At 52.6% G+C, this 22,205-nt stretch carries 22 protein-coding genes; 5 read left to right on the top strand and 17 right to left on the bottom strand.

What is annotated here, in order from left to right:
* Nucleotides 1-54 precede the first annotated feature (54 nt).
* The 6 genes from ACQ0MK_RS19965 to ACQ0MK_RS19940 all read right to left on the bottom strand — a co-directional run bounded on the left by ACQ0MK_RS19965 (nt 55) and on the right by ACQ0MK_RS19940 (nt 5,597).
* On the bottom strand, nt 55-1,020 hold the full coding sequence (locus ACQ0MK_RS19965; RefSeq protein ID WP_430474103.1) for a DMT family transporter: 966 nt from the start codon (nt 1,018-1,020) through the stop codon (nt 55-57).
* Complete coding sequence (locus ACQ0MK_RS19960; protein WP_430474102.1) at nt 1,020-1,580, bottom strand: gamma-glutamylcyclotransferase; 561 nt, start codon at nt 1,578-1,580, stop codon at nt 1,020-1,022. Before ACQ0MK_RS19960 ends, ACQ0MK_RS19965 begins: the two co-directional genes overlap by 1 nt.
* A gap of 38 nt (nt 1,581-1,618) precedes the next feature.
* Nucleotides 1,619-2,500, bottom strand: coding sequence for a DMT family transporter (locus tag ACQ0MK_RS19955; protein ID WP_430474101.1), 882 nt, complete (start codon nt 2,498-2,500; stop codon nt 1,619-1,621).
* An 86-nt stretch (nt 2,501-2,586) separates the two neighbouring features.
* Nucleotides 2,587-3,552: a prephenate/arogenate dehydrogenase family protein gene (locus ACQ0MK_RS19950; RefSeq protein ID WP_430474100.1), complete on the bottom strand. Its 966-nt coding sequence runs from the start codon at nt 3,550-3,552 to the stop codon at nt 2,587-2,589.
* The gene (gene hisC / locus ACQ0MK_RS19945) at nt 3,552-4,649 is read right to left on the bottom strand and encodes a histidinol-phosphate transaminase (protein WP_430474099.1); all 1,098 of its coding nucleotides are present in this window, start codon (nt 4,647-4,649) and stop codon (nt 3,552-3,554) included. Before hisC ends, ACQ0MK_RS19950 begins: the two co-directional genes overlap by 1 nt.
* 54 nt (nt 4,650-4,703) lie before the next feature.
* Nucleotides 4,704-5,597 carry a chorismate mutase gene (locus ACQ0MK_RS19940; RefSeq protein ID WP_430474098.1) on the bottom strand — a complete coding sequence of 298 codons (894 nt, stop codon included), beginning with the start codon at nt 5,595-5,597 and terminating at the stop codon, nt 4,704-4,706.
* Nucleotides 5,598-5,832: 235 nt separating this feature from the next.
* On the opposite strand from ACQ0MK_RS19940, the gene metX reads away from it, so the two are divergent.
* From metX to ACQ0MK_RS19920, 4 genes are all read left to right on the top strand, one after another.
* Nucleotides 5,833-6,942, top strand: a complete 1,110-nt coding sequence (metX, locus tag ACQ0MK_RS19935; protein WP_430476055.1) for a homoserine O-acetyltransferase MetX — start codon at nt 5,833-5,835, stop codon at nt 6,940-6,942.
* Nucleotides 6,943-6,944: 2 nt separating this feature from the next.
* Nucleotides 6,945-7,592, top strand: coding sequence for a methionine biosynthesis protein MetW (metW, locus tag ACQ0MK_RS19930; RefSeq protein ID WP_430474097.1), 648 nt, complete (start codon nt 6,945-6,947; stop codon nt 7,590-7,592).
* A 179-nt stretch (nt 7,593-7,771) separates the two neighbouring features.
* Nucleotides 7,772-8,608, top strand: coding sequence for a hypothetical protein (locus ACQ0MK_RS19925; RefSeq protein ID WP_430474096.1), 837 nt, complete (start codon nt 7,772-7,774; stop codon nt 8,606-8,608).
* A gap of 14 nt (nt 8,609-8,622) precedes the next feature.
* Nucleotides 8,623-8,910: a hypothetical protein gene (locus ACQ0MK_RS19920; protein ID WP_430474095.1), complete on the top strand. Its 288-nt coding sequence runs from the start codon at nt 8,623-8,625 to the stop codon at nt 8,908-8,910.
* Nucleotides 8,911-8,927: 17 nt separating this feature from the next.
* On the opposite strand, the gene ACQ0MK_RS19915 is transcribed toward ACQ0MK_RS19920, so the two are convergent.
* From ACQ0MK_RS19915 to ACQ0MK_RS19890, 6 genes are all read right to left on the bottom strand, one after another.
* On the bottom strand, nt 8,928-9,386 hold the full coding sequence (locus tag ACQ0MK_RS19915; protein ID WP_430474094.1) for a molybdenum cofactor biosynthesis protein MoaE: 459 nt from the start codon (nt 9,384-9,386) through the stop codon (nt 8,928-8,930).
* A 49-nt stretch (nt 9,387-9,435) separates the two neighbouring features.
* On the bottom strand, nt 9,436-9,987 hold the full coding sequence (gene pgsA, locus ACQ0MK_RS19910) for a CDP-diacylglycerol--glycerol-3-phosphate 3-phosphatidyltransferase (RefSeq protein WP_430474093.1): 552 nt from the start codon (nt 9,985-9,987) through the stop codon (nt 9,436-9,438).
* Nucleotides 9,988-10,152: 165 nt separating this feature from the next.
* On the bottom strand, nt 10,153-12,090 hold the full coding sequence (gene uvrC, locus ACQ0MK_RS19905; RefSeq protein ID WP_430474092.1) for an excinuclease ABC subunit UvrC: 1,938 nt from the start codon (nt 12,088-12,090) through the stop codon (nt 10,153-10,155).
* A gap of 440 nt (nt 12,091-12,530) precedes the next feature.
* Nucleotides 12,531-12,956 carry a dihydroneopterin aldolase gene (gene folB, locus ACQ0MK_RS19900; protein ID WP_430476054.1) on the bottom strand — a complete coding sequence of 142 codons (426 nt, stop codon included), beginning with the start codon at nt 12,954-12,956 and terminating at the stop codon, nt 12,531-12,533.
* Nucleotides 12,957-13,059: 103 nt separating this feature from the next.
* Entirely contained in the window at nt 13,060-13,830 is a 771-nt protein-coding gene (locus ACQ0MK_RS19895; protein ID WP_430474091.1) for an SDR family oxidoreductase, read from the bottom strand.
* Between the two features lie 49 nt (nt 13,831-13,879).
* The gene (locus ACQ0MK_RS19890; protein ID WP_430474090.1) at nt 13,880-14,842 is read right to left on the bottom strand and encodes a calcium/sodium antiporter; all 963 of its coding nucleotides are present in this window, start codon (nt 14,840-14,842) and stop codon (nt 13,880-13,882) included.
* Between the two features lie 298 nt (nt 14,843-15,140).
* Between ACQ0MK_RS19890 and ACQ0MK_RS19885 the strand changes: the two genes are divergently transcribed.
* Complete coding sequence (locus ACQ0MK_RS19885) at nt 15,141-17,099, top strand: cation:proton antiporter (protein WP_430474089.1); 1,959 nt, start codon at nt 15,141-15,143, stop codon at nt 17,097-17,099.
* Between the two features lie 105 nt (nt 17,100-17,204).
* Here ACQ0MK_RS19885 and phoB read toward each other — a convergent pair whose 3' ends face one another.
* The 5 genes from phoB to pstC are packed head-to-tail and all read right to left on the bottom strand — an operon-like array spanning nt 17,205 to nt 22,192.
* Nucleotides 17,205-17,903 (bottom strand): phosphate regulon transcriptional regulator PhoB, encoded by a 699-nt coding sequence (phoB, locus tag ACQ0MK_RS19880; RefSeq protein WP_430474088.1) that lies wholly within the window; start codon nt 17,901-17,903, stop codon nt 17,205-17,207.
* Between the two features lie 17 nt (nt 17,904-17,920).
* Nucleotides 17,921-18,643 carry a phosphate signaling complex protein PhoU gene (phoU, locus tag ACQ0MK_RS19875; RefSeq protein ID WP_350042843.1) on the bottom strand — a complete coding sequence of 241 codons (723 nt, stop codon included), beginning with the start codon at nt 18,641-18,643 and terminating at the stop codon, nt 17,921-17,923.
* A 22-nt stretch (nt 18,644-18,665) separates the two neighbouring features.
* Nucleotides 18,666-19,469: a phosphate ABC transporter ATP-binding protein PstB gene (gene pstB / locus ACQ0MK_RS19870; protein WP_430474087.1), complete on the bottom strand. Its 804-nt coding sequence runs from the start codon at nt 19,467-19,469 to the stop codon at nt 18,666-18,668.
* Nucleotide 19,470: 1 nt separating this feature from the next.
* Nucleotides 19,471-20,820 carry a phosphate ABC transporter permease PstA gene (gene pstA, locus ACQ0MK_RS19865; protein WP_430474086.1) on the bottom strand — a complete coding sequence of 450 codons (1,350 nt, stop codon included), beginning with the start codon at nt 20,818-20,820 and terminating at the stop codon, nt 19,471-19,473.
* A complete protein-coding gene (pstC, locus tag ACQ0MK_RS19860) occupies nt 20,813-22,192 on the bottom strand; it encodes a phosphate ABC transporter permease subunit PstC (protein WP_430474085.1) in 1,380 nt (459 codons plus the stop codon). The genes pstA and pstC overlap by 8 nt, the downstream gene beginning before the upstream one ends.
* Nucleotides 22,193-22,205 lie beyond the last annotated feature (13 nt).

Genomic DNA, 22,205 nt, shown 5'->3' with positions numbered 1-22,205 from the left:
GCCGGTGATGCGTCGCATCCCGGCCTTTTTCTTTGTCGTCGTTCGGGTTTGGGATCAGGCCCGTTCGCGTTTCTTTCGGGTTGCCTGCCAAATACCAAAGGCGATCAGCGCGATCCCGCCCAAATGATACAGATGCAATTCTTCGCCTAAAAAGATGATGGCCAGCACACTGGCAAAGACCGGCATCAGATACATGAAGACACCTGCATTGGCCGGACCAACCACAGAAACACCCTTGCCCCAGAACAAATATCCCAAAAAGGCCGGTCCTGCGCCGATATAGAAAATCTTGAGCATATCGGGCCATGCCGGATCCATCCGGGTAAAGAACGGCTCCCCGTCCACCACCAGCGACCAGACATAAAGCGGCGTCAGGAAACAAAGCCCTACCAACGCACTGACAAATATCTGGCTTAACGGATGAATGCCTTTTGGCGCACGTTTAAGCAGCATGGAATAGGTCGCCCATACCATCGCCGAAATCATCGCCAGCACGTCACCCAAAACAAAATCCATGCGCTCAAACACGGAAAAGTCGGCCTTGGTAATGATTGTCGCCGTTCCAGCACCGGCAATCAAAACGCCCAGCCACTGACGACCACTAGGTTTTTCCGCCGTCAGAATGGCGGCAAAGATCAACACCCAGACCGGGGTTGTCGCATTCAGTAGGCCCGTATTGACGGCCGTTGTGTTAAAGGCCGCAAGGTAGATCACCACCGAAAACAGAAACACGCCGGTAAAGCCGATGAGAAACATCGACATTTTGTGATGCGCCATGATTTTAAGATCACGGCGCAGATGCTTTGCACAGACGGGCAGCAACAGCAAAATCGCCACGATCCAGCGCCAGAAAGACAATGCTTCAAACGGCACTGTGGCATTCACACCACGCGCAACCACGTGGTTTGATCCCCACATCATCGCGCAGGCAATCAACATCAAATAGGCCACCGCCACTGGCGTTTGATCGCCTGAGGTCGAAGAACTCCCTGCCCCAGTCGATACATTTGGCTGCGACATCAGATACCCGCCCCCATATTCATCTCGCCATATTCACGACGGACCAGATCCATCAAATCGTGTAAGGGCGGATCGGTAATGCCCATTTCATCAAGATGCAGCACAGTATTTTCGAGATATTCAAGATTTGGCCCAACATTGCCATGTGCAGCAACAATGATCTCAACCGCAGTCCGTACCGGCAAGTTTCCAGCATATTGTTGATGGGTTGGATCGGCAACATAGGTATGCGCAATCACTTTGCGCCCGTCCGCAAGTTCAACTTCGACATCCGCCGGGATATAGGTGTTGGTCACCAACTCTCGCTCATCCAAATAAGCTTTCACCGCATTCCAATTGTCCGGAGCGATGCAAAAAGCATTACCAACGCATTCGCCGCCCTTATTCAGGCCAAGAACAAGCCCGGGATTTTCCGGCGTGCCGCGATAATTATGGGAATAAATACAGAAAGACCGGTGATAGCCGCGCAGCATCGCACGCGACCGCTCGACGAACTCAAACCCTGGTCGCCACAACAGTGAACCATATCCAAAAACCCATCTTTCGCGGGCGTCCGTCACGCTTTCCTCCGGATTTGTATTTATCAATTCACCTGAACCTAGCGTTTCATGATCACCAATGCCACCCCAAGTGCCGCAATGGCAAAACCGGCAAAGCCAAGCATGCCAAGTTGTTCGTCAAACAGCATCCAGGCAAAGAAGGCTGCTGTTGGCGGCACAAGGTAAAACATGCTGGCAACACGGGTGGCTTCGCCCTGTTTGATCAGAACCATCAACAGCATGATCGCCCCAATCGACAGAACCAAGACCAGCCACGCCATCGCCAGAATGAAGTCCATGCTCCATTCGACTGTCAGCGGCTCCTTAAACAGGGCAATAACGCCGACAAAAATACCGGCCGCAACGTATTGAACAACCGTCCCACCCATCAAATCCATGCCCGTGCAGAACCGCTTTTGATAAATCGTTCCCGCCGTCATGGCCAAAAGGGCCGCGATCGCCAAACCAATGCCAAATGCAGTGATCCCCACCCCATCGCCAATCTTGGGCAGCAACACAAGTGCGACACCAATCAGGCCAAGCATCAACCCGCCCCATTGACGCATTGAAACCCGCTCACCCAGAAGCGACCCGACAACAGATGCGGTCACAACCGGCTGCAGGCCCACAATCAACGCCGCAAGCCCTGCGGGAAGACCGGTATCAATCGCCCAGAAAACCCCGCCAAGATAGACGCCATGCACCAGAACGCCGGTCGTGCCGATATGGATGGCCTCGCGCCAGGTCCTTGGCCATTTGCCGCCCATCAGGGCGACAATTGGCACCATAATAATCAGGACAATGACAAATCGGACAAACAGGAAAACAAACGGGTCGGCATAGGGCAGGCCGAACTTGGCACCGACAAAACCCGTGCTCCAAAGGAACACGAACACAAATGGCATGATCCGCCCAAAGGCCGGATGATTGGTGGCAGACATAATATTCCCCTTGAACCGGCAGGCGGTGCAATTTGGGGCGCATCACCAACCGAAAAACAGCCCGCAGGTTGCAGGCTGTCGGTCTTTTAGTCTATCGGCTTTTTCTTGCCCGCTTCATCGCTTTTGCGGTCTTCGCCCTCGGCCGAGAAATTGGTGAAATACTGACCGGCATCAACAATACCGCGGCGAATTTCGCGCGTCCGTGAAAACAGCTCAAAAAGCTTGTCGCCTTCACCCCAGCGAATGGCGCGCTGAAGCGCCATAAGGTCTTCCTGAAAACGTCCAAGAACTTCAAGAACTGCTTCGCGGTTGTTCAAAAACACATCGCGCCACATGGTCGGGTCGGATGCGGCAATACGCGTAAAGTCACGGAAACCGGTTGCGGAAAACTTGATCACTTCCTGACGCAGGGCATCTTCAAGATCGGTTGCGGTGCCAACGATGGTGTAGGCAATCAGATGTGGCAGATGTGATGTGATGCCAAGAATGCGATCATGATGATCGGCATCCATGCATTCAACATGCATGCCACACGCTTCCCAAAGTATCCGAACTTTTGCGATGGCATCTTCGTTTTCACCGGGAACCGGCGTGAGAATACACCAACGTTCTTCAAACAGCTCCGGGAAACCGGAATCGGGCCCTGAATGTTCGGTCCCGGCCAACGGATGGCCCGGCACGAAATGAACACCCTCATCAAGATGCGGGGCAATATCGCGAATGACGGACTGTTTGACCGACCCGACATCGGAAACAATCGCACCTTTTTTCAAAATACCCGAAAGCTGTGCGCCAATCGCGGCATTCGCCCCGACAGGCGCACAGATCATCACCAGATCCGCATCGCCAACCGCTTGTTTGATGTCACAATAGGCTTCATCGGCAATGCCAAGTTCAAGCACCCGGTCACGGGTCGCTTCGGAGCGCACCACACAGGTGATTTTGCTGGCAAGGCCGTCACGCTTGATGCGACGGGCCATGGATGAACCGATCAGGCCCATGCCGATAAAGGCGATTGTTTCAAACAACGGTTGGGATGCGGTATTGGTCATTATGTGTTCACAAAGTCCTTGATCGCCTGAAGGCAGATATCCATTTCTTCCTTCGTACCGATTGAAACACGAAGCATCTGCGGCAGGCCATAGGCACCGATTTTGCGCGGAATCACGCCACGTTCCATCATGAAGTCATTGGCTGCATCGGCATCTTTGCCGCTTTCGCTCGGGAATTCGATCATCACGAAGTTGCCATAGCTTGGATGGGCTTTCAGGCCGCTGATCGCATTGATCTCATCACGGAACCATGCCAGCGTTTCCGCATTGTGACGCACGCATTCATTGACAAAATCATCATCATCAAGGGCGGCGACACCGGCTTCCTGTGTCGGAAGCGGCACGTTAAACGGATTGCGCAGACGCTGCAAAACATCGGCAATGGCAGGCGGTGCATAGCACCAGCCAAGACGAATGCCGCCAAGACCATAAATCTTGGAGAATGTCCGGGTCATCACGGTGTTATTACCCGCTTTGACAAGCTCTTCACCGGCTGAATAATCTTCCTGCCCGGTCATGAATTCGGCATAGGCCGCATCGACCACCAAAACGATATCTTCGCGAAGACCATCGCGCAGACGCTTCATTTCGCTATCGGTAATGTAGGTTCCGGTCGGATTGTTCGGATTGGCGACAAACACGATTTTGGTGTTGTCCGTCACACCTGCCAACAGGGCATCAACATCGGTCGTCATATTGACTTCAGGTGCTGTTACCGGCGTTGCACCAACGCCTTTGGCCGTAATCGGATACATCAGGAAACCATGCTGCGAATACAGCACTTCATCGCCCGGACCGGCATATGCGCGGATCAAAAGGGTCAAAAGTTCATCCGAGCCGGCACCACACACCAGCTGATCGAACTCAAGATCATATTTTTCCGAAAGCTTGTGACGCAAAAGATCACAGCCGCCATCCGGATAACGATGCAGACGTTCAGACGTGTTGCGCAGTGCTTCCATGGCTTTGGGGCTTGGGCCAAGGGCACCTTCGTTCGATGACAGCTTGATTACGCGCTGAGCACTGTCAGAACTGGATTTACCGCCTTTATAAGGCGCAATATCAAGAATTCCGGGGCGTGGGGTGGGCGCAGACATAACGTATATTCTCCCAGAGGAAGCAGCAGGCCCGACCGGCCTGCCATTGATTTTTCAACTTAGTTCATCTTCGCTAATCGGCACCGCATAAGCACCAACCACTCGCAGGCTTTCGGGATTAAGTCCCTGCTCTGCCAGTGTTACTTGGAACGCATCAGCGCGATTACAAAAGAATCCCGGCACATCAACAAGAACAAAACGCCGATCTGCCGCCGTATCATCAGAAAAGCCAAGGATTGCCGATCCGGCAATGCCGCCCGCAATTTTTTTGCGCGCCGTATCCATCGAAATCTCTTTGGACAGGCTTACCACAAACAAGGTCCGGTCATCGCCACTGTCTTCAAGATCAATCGCTGCAAGGACAAAACCTTCGGTTTGTTCGCCACGGCCAACCGGACGCCCGCCAAACGGCAATTTCGAGACAACCTTGACCGCACTTTGTTCTGTCAAAAGCGTCCACCACGGCATGGGTTCGCCCAGTTCAGGCTTGGGAAACACGCCAACAGCGGCCCGGCCTTCTTCAAGCGCACCAAACGCTTCACGCGGCGTATCATATTCAATGATTTCGTTCAGGCAGCCAAAATTCAGCCGGGCAAGTTCCCAGCAATCAAGTCCCTCGGCATTGCGACACAGCGCAATCGTATAGGACGCTTCAAGGCGGGTTCCGGCTGCGATCATCTCGCGCCAGATTTGAATCAACGCCGTTTTGGGAAAAGCACCGTCATGACGGTCCACCAATGTCCGCATGATACGGGCTTCGCGTGCCGGACGATAAGGGACTTTCACCTTCCCGCCAGCCGCAATCACCCGGTCCTTATAGGCACCCACAGCCTGCACAACATTGGTCCGGCGAATGATCAGCGATTGCAGCGCCTGATCGATTTCATCGATCTCGCACCGCAACCCGTCAAGGTCAAGATTTGCCAAATTTTTGTCGTCCAGCGCCATGATCAACTCTTTTGTAAAACGGCGCACAGTATTAGGACAGGGCCGCAGAAATGCAAAGAAAAGATTGACTAAACCCCGTCCTGTTCATAGCTAGAACAAGCGAATTTCCTGCAAACCAATGTCAGAAGGCTAAAGACCTTCGCGTTTGGCAGGCAAATCATCGATAACAGGGAATCCGATATTCATGTCCACCGCTGCCAACAAAGACAAGCGCCCGCCGCTTCCCGGCTACCACATGGCCCTTGGGGAAACGGATAAGTTGCGCCTCGATAGTGGTATTGAATTCGGACCTTTCACCTTGGCCTATCAGACCTATGGCACCCTGAATGCCGATAAAACCAACGCCATTCTGGTTTGCCATGCCCTGACGGGCGATCAATATGTTGCCGATGATGTTCACCCGATCACCGGCAAAGAAGGCTGGTGGCGTGAAATTGTCGGCCCGGGCAAGATTATCGATACCGACAAATATTTCGTCATTTGCAGCAATGTCATCGGCGGATGCCTTGGCAGCAGCGGCCCGAAGGACACCAATCCTGAAACCGGCAAACCATGGGGCCTTGATTTCCCGGTAATTACCATCGCCGATATGGTGCGCGCGCAAACCATGCTGATTGATGCCCTTGGCATCGATAGCCTGTTTGCCGTGATTGGCGGATCGATGGGCGGCATGCAGGTTCTTGAATGGTGCAAAAGCTATCCCGAGCGCGTCTTTGCAGCAGCCCCGATTGCAACATCCTTCCGCCATTCAGCACAAAACATCGCCTTTCACGAAGTCGGGCGTCAGGCGGTTATGGCCGACCCGGACTGGTGTGGTGGCAATTACTTGCTTGAAGGCAAAAAACCTGCGCGGGGCCTTGCCGTTGCGCGGATGACAGCGCACATCACCTATCTGTCGCAGCCGGCCTTGCATCGTAAATTCGGGCGCAAGCTCCAGAACCGTGGCGCGATTACGTATAGTTTTGATCAGGATTTTCAGGTCGAAAGCTATTTACGCCATCAGGGTAAAAGCTTTGTCGACCGGTTTGATGCCAACAGCTATCTCTACATCACCCGTGCGATGGATTATTTCGACCTGTCGCTTGAATATGACGGGCGGCTGGCCGATGCCTTTACCGGCTGCAAAACCCGGTTTTGTGTCGTTTCGTTCTCAAGCGACTGGTGCTTTACCACCGCCGAAAGCCGCCTGCTTGCCCATGCGCTGAATGCAGCGTCATGCAATGTCAGCTGTGTCGAGATTGAAAGTGACAAGGGCCATGATGCGTTCTTGCTGGATGAACCGGATTTTCACATGGTTCTAAGCGGCTTTATTGAAGGCGCTGCGCAAAGCCGGGGGCTGAGCTGATCATGAACCATTCGAACTCAAACGGGACACCTTCCCAGACCCATAATGATCGCATCCGCGTTGACCTTCAGTTGATTGCCGACATGGTTGAACCGGGCACACGTGTTCTTGATATCGGGTGTAGCGATGGCGAACTTCTGGGCTATCTGACCCGCACCAAAAATGTCGATGGTCGCGGGTTGGAGCTGTCCAACGAAGGGGTACGCAATTGCGTCGCACAGGGCCTTCCTGTGATGCAGGGCGACGCTGACCGTGATCTGGGGGATTACCCGGATGGAGCGTTTGATTACGCCATTCTCAGCCAGACTTTGCAGGCAACCCATCGCCCCAAAGAAGTGCTGTCAGAATTGCTGCGCATCGGCAACAAGGCCATTGTTTCCTTCCCGAATTTCGGTCATTGGCGGGCCCGGTTTGATTTGATGTTCCATGGCCGGATGCCGCAAAATCCGAACTTGCCGATCATGTGGTATGAAACACCCAATATTCATTTCTGCACCGTGCGTGACTTTGTCGCGATGTGCGATGAAATGGGGGTGAAGATCGAACGCTCGATGGTGCTTAATGAAAGTGGCTCGAAAGTAAGCTTGGGCAGTCATTCCCGCTTTGCCAATTTCATTGGCAATCAGGCACTGTTCATGCTGAGCAAATAATCCATCTTTGGTTATTCATAAAATCAGTCAGCAACACATGCGTTGAGCTGACTGACCGTTTTCCGTGCCCACAATTCCCCGTCTTCGCCTGAAATAACGGTTCTGCCACCCCTTGCCCGAATGTCACAAATGCGCTGTTGCCCCGTCAACAGACTGTCATTCACATAAAGGGGGCACACATGGCATTCCGTGATTTTGCATCCAGAACACTGATCATTTGTATCGTCGGGCTTCTGAGCGCCTGTTCGCAAAAGGCCGAGATGCTGAAACTGTCAGCAACACAGTTTGGCACGGCGACAGAATCTGCTTTTGATGCCTTTGATACGGCGAAGAATTTGCAATTCGCCCCCTTCCCCAAATCCGCCGACGCACAGCGCACCGAGTTCCTCAACAATATGGCTGCGTTTGACAGTCCGGTTACAGCATCAAACGTTGCTGTTCTGATTGATCGGGATGCGGTGACCAACAGTAGCGACGCCAATGCGGCCTGGAAATCAACATTGGCCGATTTGCGGGCGCAATATCAGGAATTTGTCGCGATCTTTGACAATATAGAAGGCGGATCTGCCCTTGGCGCGTCTGCCGTGACAGAGTCCGGACCGATCCTTGAAAAACTGCGCACCCAGCTTGCCACCATCACCCAAAACCTGACGCAGAACCCGCCACAGCTTTTGAAACGTCGCGCCGCATTGATTGCTGATCTGAATGACATTCGCAACGATGCTTCCGATGACGCGGATGCAAAGAATCTTCGGTATGAAATGTGGCTACAAGAATGGCAGGCCTTGATGGGCTCTGAACAAAGATTGCAAACAGATACCCTGCGCCACTTTGTCACGGCATCCAAACTTGGCGAGAAGCTTCAAGGCCAAATTGAGAATTACGCCAAACTTGATGTGGCATCTCTGATACAGGCTGTCGAACAGGGGATTACGCTTGTCGATGACATCAATAATCTCAGCCCGCAGGAACTGCTGACGCAAAGCACAAACCTGGTTGAAACCGCAACCCAGTAAAGTAGGAGGCCGATATGTCGAACAATCTAAACAAACTGATCGCAGAGGCGCGGCTTGCCTACATCAATGCAGAGGTCGCGTTTCAATCTGCCAACATTAATGACGTAGAAACGCTTCAGCCCAAGGTCGAAGAAGCACAAGAATTGGTCGAAAAACTTGAAGCCCGGCAATTAAAAGATGGGATTGTGATTACCGCAGCCGACGTTGCAAAGATGAAAGAGCTTCGTGAACAGATCAATGATGCGGCAACCCTGCAACAAGGATTGACCAAGCTGATCTCGATCCTTGTAACCTTTGTCTAAACGGGTTCAGCGCAGATTTACGCGTCATTCCACCGATCGGCATCGGCATCATCAGATGCCTTTGCCGTGACCCATTTATCCCCTTCTGACGTTTCTTCACGTTTCCAGAACGGTGCGCGGGTTTTCAGGAAATCCATAATAAAGTCACAGGCCTCAAACGCCGCACGGCGATGGGCCGAGAGAGCAATCACCAGAACAATCCGTTCACCGGGCAACATCCGGCCATACCGATGGACAATGCGAATGCCATCCAGCGGCCAGCGATCTGATACCGCATCGGCGATCTTTTCAAGTTCGCGTTCGGTCATGCCGGGATAATGATCAAGGGTAAGTGCGGATACCTGATCCCCGCCATGGATATCACGTACCAACCCGACAAAACTGACAGCCGCACCAATATCGGTACGCCCATCGGTCAGGGCAGAAAGTTCTGCCCCCGGATCAAAATCATATTCCTGAACGGATACGCGTGCCATCAAAGCCACCTTTAAGTCGCCACCTTCAAACCGTGATCGGAGGCCAACCTTAATCGAGGTATTTAAGCCCCGTACGCAGGTAAATATACCCGGTCTGAACCGTCACGATACCGGCAATCCACAGCAGGATATCACCAATCAGGATCGACGGGATCAAGTCCGGCGACGCATCGCCGACCAAAAGGAACCCGATCGCCAAAATCTGGGCCGTGGTTTTCCATTTCGCCAACACGGTTACCGGCAAAGGAACCTTAAGTTCCGCCAGATGTTCGCGCAGGCCTGAAACCATGATTTCGCGGCACATAATGATCACGGCAGGCAAAACCGAAAGACCGGCAATGCGTTCAAACGACACCATCATCATCAAGGCCGCCGCGACCAGCAACTTATCAGCAATTGGGTCAAGGAACCGGCCAAGTGGGGACACCACATTCATGCTGCGTGCAAGATAGCCATCAAAGAAATCCGTCACTCCGGCAAAGGCAAACAGCACAAAGCCAATCCAGTTACCTACCAGGCCGTCAATGTAAAACGATGCGACCAGTGCCGGGATCACGACAATACGTGACAAAGTCAGCAGATTGGGAATCTGGTTTTTCATAAACAGGCCTGTTTTCGGATATTTACGGCGATGACTTTACGGTTTGGAGCACGCGTGCGGCCCCAAGGTTGGGCAATTATTAAAGCCTTGACGTACGAACCACAAGGTTTGCGTGCCCAAATACACGCAAGTCCCTTAATAAATGCCGATTAATCGATTTTGGATTTATTTTTCGCTGTGAAAATGATCGTAAATCTTACGCGCCAAAGCCGCACTGATCCCGCCGACGGCCTCAAGATCGGATAGCCCGGCATCCGCAACCCCGCGTGCCGATCCAAAATGATGCAAAAGTGCCTTTTTACGCGCCCCACCGACACCCGGCACCGAATCCAGAACACTTTTACCGATTTGTTTGGCGCGTTTTGCCCGGTGCGTGCCAATCGCCCAACGGTGTGCTTCATCGCGCATACGCTGAATGAAATACAAGACCGGGTCTTTCATATCCAATCGCACGGGTGCCTTGCCCGGAATATGAAGAACTTCCTTACCGGCATTCCGGTCAACGCCCTTGGCCACCCCGACCAGCATCACGTCTTCAATGCCAAGGTCTTCGAGAACGGCCTTGGCAACACCAAGTTGGCCCAAGCCGCCATCGATCAAACACAGATCCGGCCATGTACCGTTTTCACGGTCCGGGTCCTCTTTCTGGGCACGGGCAAACCGCCGTGTGAGAACTTCGCGCATCATGGCAAAGTCATCACCCGGCGCGATATCGGTCTTGATGTTGAATTTGCGATAGGCGTTTTTAATAAACCCTTCTGGTCCCGCAACAATCATCCCGCCGACCATATTGGTCCCCTGCGTATGACTGTTATCGTAAACCTCGATCCGTTCGGGCGTATTTTCCAGATCAAGCTTATCTGCCAAATCTTCAAGCAGTTTACGCTGGGTCGCACTTTCGGCCATGCGACGGCCAAGCGCGTCCTTGGCATTGGTCAGGGCATGTTCAACCAGTTTGCGTTTACCGCCACGCTTGGGCACAACCAGTTCGATCTTGCGATCATTATTGATGGCAAGCGCGCTTTCGACCAGTTCCTGCCCTTCGATCTCGTGTGACAGGAAAATCTGCTTGGGGGCTGGCTTATCAGCATAAAACTGCCCCACAAAGGCCGACAGGATTTCCGGGATTTCAGCTGACTGTTCATGGCGCGGGAAATAGGACCGATTGCCGTAATTTGACCCGGACCGGAAAAAGAACACCTGAACACAACTTTGGCCGCCTTCGTGGTGCAGGGCAATCACATCGGCCTCTTCGACACCTTCAAGATTAATATCCTGATGTGATCGGATTTGGCTCAGCGCACGAATACGATCGCGATACATCGCAGCTTGCTCGAACGCCATCTTTTCAGATGCATCCATCATATCAGCTTCAAGCTGCTTAAGGATTTTCTGGCTACGCCCGGTCAGGAAATCGCGGCAAATATCGACAAGCCCGTCATATTCCGGTTTGGAAATTCGATCGACACATGGTGCCGCACAACGTTTGATTTGATACAGTAAACAAGGACGCGACCGGTTGGAAAACACCGCATCCGTACAGGACCGTAGCAAAAACGCGCGTTGCAGATGGTTAATCGTATTGTTAACCGCCCAGGCGGATGCAAACGGACCAAAACAACTGCCGTCTTTTGCCCGCGCCCCGCGATGTTTCACAATCCGTGGGTAATCATGATCTTCGGTAATCAAGATATAGGGAAAGCTTTTATCGTCACGCAGCAAGATATTGTAGCGCGGCTTCAGCTTCTTGATCAGGTTGGATTCAAGAAGAAGGGCTTCGGCCTCGGTATGGGTGGTGATGATTTCCATCCGGACCGTCTGGGCAACCATCCGCGCGATACGCAGCGGCAATTGCATGATCCGCGTATAGGACACCACCCGTTTCTTAAGGTTCTTGGCCTTGCCGACATATAAAACCCGTTCCTTGTCATCAAGCATCCGATAGACGCCCGGTGATCCCGGCATGGTTTTCAGCGCATCCTTGACTGCTTCGACGCCCCGTGCGGCTCCTCCTTCGGATTTATCACCATCAAGCGACAAACCGATTTCCCGTTTTGGGGTCTCGTCCCCGGTCGGGTTTTCGGAGGGAACAGGCGGCTTCATCGAAGGCACTCCATAATCATATAAATACATCCAAAGTTGTGACGGTCGTCACAACGGAGCGGGACTTTCGAACATAGCCGAAAAGATTAACATCACAACAGCACCAGAAGGAATCGCCCCGGAAAAAAGATGTCCACCAAGACTGTGGATAACTATGTGGGTAATAGGGGGGTGACTTCCTGCACCCCTTGAGAGTCTTAACGTTCTATGAAGTGCCCAAATATTGAGCAAAACGGTTAAGTTATTGATTTAATTAAATAAAATTACTGTCAACCTGAAATCAATTGGTAATACATCCGTAAAAAATGAATATTTCCCTTTGATTCCAACCCGTCAAATGCTTGTGCATAAGGATATTTACGATTCGCCCTAGAGGAATCACAGAGTCCCTTGATCTTCCGAACTGAAAAAGTAAATTTTTTACCGAAATTTGCGGTAAATTAGCGCGCGATATTGTGCCGCTCAATTTCGACCCCGACCGCCGCGACGTCTTCAAAAACGTCGAGCTTTTCAACCCGAACGATAACTTTGCGGACACGGGTATCGGCAAGACACATATCGGCCAGTTTTTCCCCAAGTGTTTCCACAAGGTTCACATGACCATCCTGACAAATACGACGGGTGCCAACCACAAGGTCCTCGTAACTCAGAACTGTCGTGATATCGTCATTTTGAACGCCATCCCCTTCCAATACGGCCAGATCAAGATTGATCCGCACACGTTGGGGGGTTTCTTTTTCGTGGTCATACACACCGATAGAGGTATGCATCACCATATCGCGAACAAAGACACGGCGCAGGCTGCCTGCCAAATCGGCAAACGGCAATGTCGTAATTTTGGCGTCCTGTTTTAGGCCTGCGGTCATATTCCGGTATTCCTTGTGCTGCTTGTTGGCATGGGTCTTCGGTGTCACGCCATGCCCGTCCGGCCTGATATCCGAGATTAATGCTGTGCACGCGTCTCTGGCATCATTCTTCTGGCTTGTCATTGTCGCCACTGGGCGCCCAATCAAGGTGCTGCCCGCCGTCAAGGGCTAACATTTGCCCGGTGATGGCCGGCGCGGCAAGGAAAAATCGAACTGCGTCGCAAATCTCTTGCGGGTTTGTCCCAACTTTCAGGGGTGTTTTCGCACATTGTTGATCGAAAACGTCCTGTGTTTGTCGGGTACTAGGCAATGCAGGCCCCGGCCCGATGGCATTCACACGAATTTTTGGCGCCAAAGCCAATGCCAGCGTCTGGGTCAGGGTCCAAAGCCCCGCCTTGGACAAAGTATAAGTCATAAAATGCGGATTCAGATTCCAGACCCGCTGATCAATCAGGTTAATGATCGCACCCTGACAGTCATCAGGAAGCCGTTTGGAAAATTCCTGCGACAGGACAAATGGCGCGCGCAAATTGGCCGCCATATGAAGGTCCCAGCTTTCGCGCGTGGCACTTTCGACATCATCATATTCAAAGGTCGATGCGTTATTGATCAAAACCCCAATCGGACCAAGGACTGCTTGGGCTTCACTAATGATGCGATGGGTGTCTTCTTCATTGGCAAGGTCGGCTGAAATCACGCAGGCGCGCTGTCCAAGACCCCGGATTTCATCGGCAAGATGATCGGCATCTTTACGCGAATGATGACAATGCAGCGCCACGTCATAGCCGTTTCTGGCCAGATCAAGGGCCACAACCCGACCAATGCGCTTTGCCGCACCTGTAATCAAAACCGTTTTTGGCACCTGACCTGTCATTGCTGTCTTGATCCTTTTATCAACCCGCCAATGCGTTTGATCTGACGATCTATGTCGCAACAAGTTGGAAGACATACACCAGATATGCAATCACGAATGCACCGCCGGTGACACGTGAGATATTGCGAAATGCATAGGCTATCCCCAGCAGTCCAACCGTCACAGCCAACATGATCCAAAGATCGGATGTCATAATCTGATCCGGAACCGGAATGGGTGCAATCAGTGACACACCGCCAATAATTACCAGAAGGTTCAAAAGATTGGACCCAAATACGTTGCCCAATGCAACATCGGCATGGCCACGAAACGCTGCCACCATTGATGCAGCAAGTTCTGGCAAAGATGTGCCAAACGCCACCAATGTCAAGCCAATGACCGCTTCGGACACACCATATTCACGGGCGACCGCCACACCACCATCAACCAGCCATTCTGCCCCAAACATCAAGGCAACAATGCCGATCAGGGTTGCGATAATCGGCTTTGCCCAACCGGTCGGCATTTCGCCAACTTCGTCGACTTCTTCTTCGTGCAGATTGCTGGCATGGCTTGGCGTATTTTTGTCATGCTGATAGGTGAAATACCAAATTGCCGCCAAGACACACAGCATCAAGCCCCCTGCCCAGCGCTCAATCACCCCAAACATGCAAAGCCCGATGAACAATACGGTACCAAACAACATAGTCCCACCATCGCGCACCACCGTCACACGGCCTGCCGCAATCGGTTTAAGCACCGCCACCGCGCCAAGGATCAACAGGATATTGGCAATATTGGAGCCCACCACATTGCCCATCGCAATGTCGGCAGTACCTTTCAACGACGCATTTAACGAAACAACAAATTCAGGGGCAGATGTGCCCGCGGCAACAATTGTCAGACCGACAATGACCTTGGACACCCCCAGCAACAGGGCAAGACCAACCGCACCCCTTACGATGAACTCGCCACCGGCGGTCAAAAGAATTAGGCCTGCGACAATCTGAATATAAGGAATGAACTGTTCCAAGATGCGTTTGCTCGTATTGGCTATCGTTAAATGCATGCCCGATCAGGCCCGCGGAACATGGCATTTGGTATCCCGAATGGCAAGTCATCAGGCGATGACAATTATCACATTGCATTCCCAATCCGCTATTCGCCGCCTTATAAAATTCAGCCGCGTCCAACTTTGCATCAGATCAAACCTTTACCGGGTAATTGTCCCGTTTGATTTAAAATTCCCCACGACTGACATGGTTATTTTCGGTATCGTGTTAATCTCGTTGTTTTCAGTAATTTAACAGCCTGCCGGATTATTATTGGCCATGCATCAAGGCGTCTTGTTCGAACTCTTCCTGATCTTAACTGCGGCGATCATAGCTGTGCCTATCGCGCATCGTTTGCGCGCCAATTCGATTATCGGCTTTTTGATCGGCGGTTTTTGCATTGGGCCATTTGGACTGGGTCTGATCAATGAACGCGAAGACATCGCGACTGTGGCCGAACTGGGCGTTGTCTTTCTGCTTTTCATGATCGGGTTGGAATTGTCGCGCGAACGGCTGCGCGTCATTGGCGGACGCTTTGCCGCCCTTGGTCTGTTGCAAATTCTGGTTTCCATGGCTGCCCTGCTTGGGGTTTTGGCCGTAAGTGATCTTCCCCTTCCGACCGCATTGGTCATTGCCGGTGCATTGGCTTTGTCATCAACAGCCATCATTCTCAAACAGCTTTCAGACGATCGCCAACTCAATACCCGTTTTGGCCGCTCAGCCCTTGCGATCTTGCTTCTTCAGGACGTGGCTGTTGGCCCGTTTCTGATCATGGTGCAGGCGGCGGGCAATGCCGGTACGGAAACCAGCCCCTGGATCAGTATCCTGCTTGGATTTGGCTCGGTCGCGGTTCTGTTGCTGATTGGGCGCTATTTGCTGCCACGGCTGTTTGGCTATATCGCATCGCTTAAGAACCCCGATCTGTTTGCCATCGGCACATTGTTTGTCGTTTTGGCCGCCAGCACATTGACCGAAATATCTGGCCTTTCAATGGCGCTTGGCGCCTTTATCGCCGGTGTGATGCTTGCCGAAACCGAATTCCGCCATCAGATCGAAGCCGACATTGCCCCTTTCCGCGGGGTTTTCCTGTCGCTGTTCTTTATGTCTGTTGGCATGTCGGTCAATGCCAACGTGGTTTATACGCAATTTGGCACTGTCATGATGTCGCTGATTGCGCTGATCGCAATCAAAACGGGCGTCTTGTTTGTTCTGGCCATGGTGATGAAGTTCGAAAAGGGCACGGCCATTCGCGTTGCGCTGAGCCTTGCGGCGGGGGGTGAATTTGCCTTTGTCATGTTTGCCTTGGCCGCGCAAAACGGAGCGATCCCGTTTGAGTTGGCTGCGATGTTGATCCCGGTGGTTGCCCTGTCCATGGCATTAACCCCGAGCCTGATCACACTTGGCCATAAGATCGAAGAAAAGCTGAACCCGAAAGATGACGACCAACTTGGTCCGATATCTGATGAGGCCGAAGGCATCACCCAGCATGTTCTGGTAATTGGCAGCGGACGTGTTGGCCGCGTTCTGGCCCGGTTGCTTAAGACCCGTAAAATTCCCTTTATCGTCCTTGATAGCGATGCACAGCAAGTTTCGCGCGGGCGGGCAGAAGGTCTTCCGGTGTTCTTTGCCGATGGATCACGTCCGGAAACGTTCCGGGCCGCCCGCACTGAAGAAGCAAAAATTGCGGTTGTTGCCATGGGCAACCCGCATGCAACCGAAAAAACCGTTGCTCTGTTGCGCCAACATTACCCACATCTGAAAATCTTTGCCCGTGCACAGGACATTACCCACATTGGTCCGCTGTCGCGCAGCGGTGCCGATGCCGCGATCCCCGAAGTGCTTGAAACCGGATTGCGACTGTCTGACCATGTGCTGTCGGCCTGCGACGTTCCGCAAGAAGAAATCGATGCCGAAATCGCCAAGTTCCGTCGTGCAGACATGCTATTGATGAATGAACTGGCCCCGCGCAGCCAACGCCGAAAAGCGCAAGATACCGTTACGCAGCCAACCGTGCCGCTGGTTACAGAGGCCCCCAAGCCCGATATCGAACTGCCCGACAGCACCAAGCCCGCAGCAGCAGCACCTGACAAGAAGACCGCCGTTCGAAAAACAGCAACGCGGACGACGGCCGTGCGCAAGGCCGCTGTAAAGAAACCGGCTGTCAAAAAACCAGCGGCAAAGAAACCTGTCGCAAGGAAACCCCGCGCCGCAAAGCCAAGCACACCAGAGGACAACTGAAAGATATGCTTGAAATGCAAAACCCCCGCTGCCTGATGCAGCAGGGGTTTTGGTAAGTAAATCAATCGTCTGGGGCAAGTTCACCTCACCACCACAAAACTTAGATCAGGCAGCCGTTTCTGAATCCAGCGCATAGCCCGCAGCACGCACGGTACGAATGATATCGCGCGTGCCTTTGACATCATTCAGTGCCTTCCGCAGGCGACGAATATGAACGTCAACTGTACGGGTTTCGACATAGATATTCGGTCCCCACACGGCATTCAAAAGCTGCTCGCGCGAGAAAACGCGTCCCGGATGCTCAAGGAAATAGCGCAAAAGACGGAATTCCGTCGGGCCAAGATGGATGGCCTTGCCATTTCGGCTGACCCGGTGCGCGGCAAGATCCATTTCGATATCGCAATAGATCAACTGCCCCTGTGGTTGCGCAGGGCCGGATCGACGCAAAAGCGCGCGAATACGGGCAAGCAATTCTCCAATCGCAAACGGCTTGGTCACATAATCGTCTGCCCCGGTATCAAGGCCACGAATGCGATCGCCTTCTTCGCCGCGTGCGGTCACCATAATAACCGGAAGATCACGGCTTTCTGGTTTGCGGCGGATCTGGCGACAGACCTCGATCCCTGACATGACTGGCAACATCCAGTCCAAAAGGACAAGGTCGACATGCGTTTCAGCAAGAATTTTCAACGCTTCGTCACCGTCTCCGGCTTCGACAACCTGCATCCCCTCGCGTTCGAGGTTATAGCGCAACATGGTTACGATTGCAGCTTCGTCCTCGACGATAAGAACCGTTGGGTCCATCTTCCTATGCTCCAGTGTCACTCATTTGGTTCGACAACAGCAAAGTTCGCTGCATCGTTTTTTGGCCGATCAATTGCCGGCAGGTCTTCGCCTTTGATCCGATAATAAATCGTCTCGGCGATATTAGTCGCGTGATCGCCAATACGTTCGATATTCTTGGCGATGAACAGCATGTGGGTCGACGCGGTGATATTGCGCGGATCTTCCATCATGTAGGTCAACAATTCGCGGAACAGCGAATTGTACATGTCATCAACTTCCTGATCGCGTGCCCAGACGCGTTCAGCTTTTTCCGCATCGCCTTCGATATAGGCGTCCAGAACGTCCTTGATGATTTCCTGGGCCAGCTTACCCATATTCGGGATAACCTGAACCGGACGAATCGGCGGGATCTGGTTTAGAACCTGTGCCCGTTTGGCGATGTTTTTCGCCAGATCACCAATACGCTCAAGATCGTTCGACAGCTTAAGAGCGGTCACAACATGGCGCAGGTCATCTGCCATCGGTTGACGCAGGGCGAGAAAACGCACGACAAAGTCCTGCACTTCCTGTTCAAGAATATCAATCCGATGGTCCGACAGAATGACTTTTTCAGCCAGTTCGGAATCACGTTTTACAATCGATCGGATCGCAGAAATCAGCTGACTTTCTGCAAGCCCGCCCATCTGCGAGATAATGTTGTTCAGACGGGTCAATTCCTCGTCGAACGAACTCACGATATGTGTTTTGTCGTCAGCCATTTATTCGCTCTCCTGCGGGCGCTTAACCGAAGCGGCCAGTGATATAACCCTTGGTACGTTCGTCTTTTGGGTTGGTGAAAATCTGATCTGTTTCACCAACTTCGACCAGCTTGCCAAGGTGGAAGAATGCGGTCCGCTGCGACACACGTGCAGCCTGCTGCATCGAGTGCGTCACAATCACAATCGTGTAGTTCGAACGCAATTCATCAATCAGCTCTTCGACCTTTGCCGTTGCAATCGGATCAAGAGCCGAGCACGGCTCATCCATCAGAATGACTTCCGGGCTAACCGCGACCGCGCGTGCAATGCAAAGACGCTGCTGCTGGCCACCGGAAAGACCGGTTGCCGGTGACTGCAGGCGGTCTTTCACTTCTTTAAGAAGACCGGCACGCTCAAGCGAGGTCATGACGATTTCGTCAAGCTCATCGCGTGAATTCACCAGACCATGGATCCGCGGGCCATAAGCCACGTTGTCATAGATGGTTTTCGGAAACGGATTTGGCTTCTGGAACACCATGCCAATACGTGCGCGCAATTGAACAACGTCAATCCGCTTATCATAGATGTCACGGCCATCAAGAGTTACCTCACCTTTGATGGTTACCCCGTCAATGGTGTCATTCATACGGTTCATGCACCGCAAGAACGTTGATTTTCCACAACCTGACGGACCAATCAGTGCCGTTACCTGACGTTCAACAATATCAAGATTGACGTCATAGAGCGCCTGATTGTCGCTATAGAAAAGATTAAGGTCACGTGCCGTCATTTTCGGGCTTGCGACCGACGGCTCTGCCGTCATTGCGCTTTGGGTTACAACAGCCATTTTACCACTTCCGTTCAAATTTCTTGCGCAGATACACGGCAAATCCGTTCATCAGAACCAGGAAAGCCAGCAAAACCATAATCGCCGCCGAGGTTTTCTCGACAAAGGCACGCTCCGGGCTGTCTGCCCACAGATAAATCTGAACCGGCAGAACCGTTGCCGGATCAAGTGCCCCACCGGGAATATCCACGATAAAGGCCACCATGCCGATCATCAAAAGCGGTGCCGTTTCGCCAAGAGCCTGCGCCATACCAATGATTGTCCCGGTCAGAATGCCCGGCATCGCCAAGGGCAACACATGATGGGTCACGGTCTGAACCGGTGATGCCCCAAGACCAAGGGCGGCCTGGCGGATCGACGGCGGAACCGCCTTGATCGCGGCACGCGATGCAATGATGATTGTCGGCAAGGTCATCAGTGCCAGGGTCAAACCACCAACGACCGGTGCGGAACGCGGCAGATGCATAACATTGAGGTAAACCTCAAGCCCCAGCAAACCAAACACAATCGACGGAACCGCTGCGAGGTTGTTGATATTGACCTCGACAACCGTTGTGAAACGGTTTCTTGGTGCGAATTCTTCCAGATAAACCGCGGCCAAAACCCCGATCGGGAAAGACAAGCTCAGGGTCACAATAAGTGTGTAAAACGACCCGACCGCAGCCCCCCAGATACCGGCAAGTTCCGGTTCACGGGAATCGCCACTGGTAAAGAAGCGAGAATGGAAATGCTTTTCCACCGCCCCTTCGGCGACCAGCGTGTCATACCATCCGATTTCCTGATCGTTCAGGCGACGATTGCTTTCTTCAATGTCGGCGTCGATATAGCCTTTGTTGAGCATGTCGAAATCATCGCCGGAAATCAGCCAGACCTTCCGCGTCTGACCGATCAGGTTTGGATTACTCATAACCCGTTCGCGAAGATCATAAGAGGCACCGCCTGAAACAATGCCATACAGGTTACGCTTGTCACGCCGAGCGGTAACGTCCGGGAATTTATCTTGCAAGGCCCCTTTGACCAAGCCATCAAAATTCGCACGGCCAATCACCTCTGGATCGCCGGTCCCATCCGGGTCAATCACCGCCGGATCAAAATAGATTTCAAGCTGAACATGGGTTTGGAAAAAGGCGGTATAGCCCTTTGATCCAATCGACCCCGCAAGCACACACAAAACCAAAAGCGCCAAGCAAATTGCGCTAAGGCCATACATCTTGAACCGTCGCTCGGCTGCGTAACGTTTTTTGATGTTACGCGCGATTTTCGGATTATCCCAGTCAACCGGCTTTTGCATTTTATCCGAGATCACCTTTGCCGCGGCTCTGTCTTCCATAAGAGATGCCATATCAGTCATATTTCTCGCGATACTTCTGAACTACCTTAAGGGCAAATACGTTCAGGCCCAAGGTGACAAGGAAAAGAACCAGCCCCAACGCAAAGGCCGAGAGGGTTTTAGCACTGTCAAATTCCTGATCACCGACCAGAAGGGTCACGATCTGAACCGTCACGGTGGTCACCGCCTGAAGCGGGTTAACCGTCATATTCGCAGCAAGGCCTGCGGCCATGACAACGATCATGGTTTCACCAATTGCCCGCGACACAGCCAACAAAACAGCACCAACAATGCCCGGCAATGCCGCCGGGACAATGACCTGACGAATTGTTTCTGATTTGGTTGCCCCCAAACCATAAGATCCATCTCGCAACGACTGCGGCACTTGGGACATCACATCATCGGAAAGCGACGATACGAAAGGAATGATCATGACACCCATGACAAGCCCAGCAGCCAAAGCACTTTCCGAACTGACATCAAGACCAAGGATGGCACCATTATCGCGCAAGAACGGCGCAACAGTCAGCGCGGCAAAGAAGCCGTAAACTACCGTTGGAACACCCGCCAGAATTTCAAGAGCCGGCTTTGCGATTGCGCGGAATTTCGGCGATGCATATTCGCCCATGTAAATGGCTGAGAACAAACCGATCGGCACCGCAACACACATCGCAATAAGCGTGATCAGCAACGTACCGACAAATAGCGGAATGGCCCCAAAGGCACCTTCGGATGCGACCTGATCGGCACGGATCGCCGTTTGCGGGCTCCATTCCAGACCAAACAGGAATTCAAGCGGGCTGATCTTGCTAAAGAAGTGCAGCGCTTCAAACAAAAGCGAGAAAACAATACCAACGGTCGAAAGGATCGCAATCGCCGAGCAGGCAATCATGATCCAGCGTGAAATCCGCTCAACATTGTTACGGGCCCTCATTTCCGGATCGATCCGACGATAGGAAAGGCCAATACCGGCAACCGCCACACTGAGCATGACCACAACCAGTGCCGCGTTTGCAACGGTCTGCAAATTGGCTAAACGGCGTCCAGCATCAACAATTTCCGGAGAAACCGAAAGATGTTCGCCGCCGCCTGCTGCAATCTGGGAAATGCTGTTCAAGGCCAGAGAAAGCAGGCCTGAATTACTGGTAACCTCGTCGGGCAGATCCGAAATGATCATCGCTTCGATGATCGACCCCTGGAACGCGTACCAAACAAGTAACAGCAACAATGCCGGAATGCCGCACCACAGGGCAACATATGTCCCGTAATGAGCAGGAAGAGAGTGAAGGTTACTATACCGACCACCCGAAAGGGCCACAGCCCGCCGGCGTCCAAAATAGAAGGACAGTGCACAAAGTGCAGCAACCGCGAGCAACAGGAAAGACAGGGACATTACGTTAAATCCG

The sequence above is a fragment of the Thalassospira lucentensis genome, assembly GCF_050516545.1.
Taxonomy (GTDB): Bacteria; Pseudomonadota; Alphaproteobacteria; order Rhodospirillales; family Thalassospiraceae; genus Thalassospira; species Thalassospira lucentensis_C.
The sequence above is the reverse complement of the archived record's forward strand: the minus strand, read 5'-3'. Positions and strand labels throughout refer to the sequence as shown.

Excerpts from the sequence above, each read along its gene's own strand:
- metX (WP_430476055.1), top strand. The coding sequence starts at position 5,833 with ATGGCCCTTGGGGAAACGGATAAGTTGCGCCTCGATAGTGGTATTGAA.
- pstC (WP_430474085.1), bottom strand. The coding sequence starts at position 22,192 with ATGTCCCTGTCTTTCCTGTTGCTCGCGGTTGCTGCACTTTGTGCACTG.
- folB (WP_430476054.1), bottom strand. The coding sequence starts at position 12,956 with ATGACCGCAGGCCTAAAACAGGACGCCAAAATTACGACATTGCCGTTT.
- ACQ0MK_RS19955 (WP_430474101.1), bottom strand. The coding sequence starts at position 2,500 with ATGTCTGCCACCAATCATCCGGCCTTTGGGCGGATCATGCCATTTGTG.
- ACQ0MK_RS19915 (WP_430474094.1), bottom strand. The coding sequence starts at position 9,386 with ATGGCACGCGTATCCGTTCAGGAATATGATTTTGATCCGGGGGCAGAA.
- ACQ0MK_RS19920 (WP_430474095.1), top strand. The coding sequence starts at position 8,623 with ATGTCGAACAATCTAAACAAACTGATCGCAGAGGCGCGGCTTGCCTAC.
- ACQ0MK_RS19895 (WP_430474091.1), bottom strand. The coding sequence starts at position 13,830 with ATGACAGGTCAGGTGCCAAAAACGGTTTTGATTACAGGTGCGGCAAAG.
- pgsA (WP_430474093.1), bottom strand. The coding sequence starts at position 9,987 with ATGAAAAACCAGATTCCCAATCTGCTGACTTTGTCACGTATTGTCGTG.
- uvrC (WP_430474092.1), bottom strand. The coding sequence starts at position 12,090 with ATGAAGCCGCCTGTTCCCTCCGAAAACCCGACCGGGGACGAGACCCCA.
- metW (WP_430474097.1), top strand. The coding sequence starts at position 6,945 with ATGAACCATTCGAACTCAAACGGGACACCTTCCCAGACCCATAATGAT.
- hisC (WP_430474099.1), bottom strand. The coding sequence starts at position 4,649 with ATGTCTGCGCCCACCCCACGCCCCGGAATTCTTGATATTGCGCCTTAT.
- phoU (WP_350042843.1), bottom strand. The coding sequence starts at position 18,643 with ATGGCTGACGACAAAACACATATCGTGAGTTCGTTCGACGAGGAATTG.
- pstB (WP_430474087.1), bottom strand. The coding sequence starts at position 19,469 with ATGGCTGTTGTAACCCAAAGCGCAATGACGGCAGAGCCGTCGGTCGCA.
- ACQ0MK_RS19940 (WP_430474098.1), bottom strand. The coding sequence starts at position 5,597 with ATGGCGCTGGACGACAAAAATTTGGCAAATCTTGACCTTGACGGGTTG.
- ACQ0MK_RS19950 (WP_430474100.1), bottom strand. The coding sequence starts at position 3,552 with ATGACCAATACCGCATCCCAACCGTTGTTTGAAACAATCGCCTTTATC.
- ACQ0MK_RS19965 (WP_430474103.1), bottom strand. The coding sequence starts at position 1,020 with ATGTCGCAGCCAAATGTATCGACTGGGGCAGGGAGTTCTTCGACCTCA.
- ACQ0MK_RS19925 (WP_430474096.1), top strand. The coding sequence starts at position 7,772 with ATGGCATTCCGTGATTTTGCATCCAGAACACTGATCATTTGTATCGTC.
- pstA (WP_430474086.1), bottom strand. The coding sequence starts at position 20,820 with ATGACTGATATGGCATCTCTTATGGAAGACAGAGCCGCGGCAAAGGTG.
- phoB (WP_430474088.1), bottom strand. The coding sequence starts at position 17,903 with ATGGACCCAACGGTTCTTATCGTCGAGGACGAAGCTGCAATCGTAACC.
- ACQ0MK_RS19885 (WP_430474089.1), top strand. The coding sequence starts at position 15,141 with ATGCATCAAGGCGTCTTGTTCGAACTCTTCCTGATCTTAACTGCGGCG.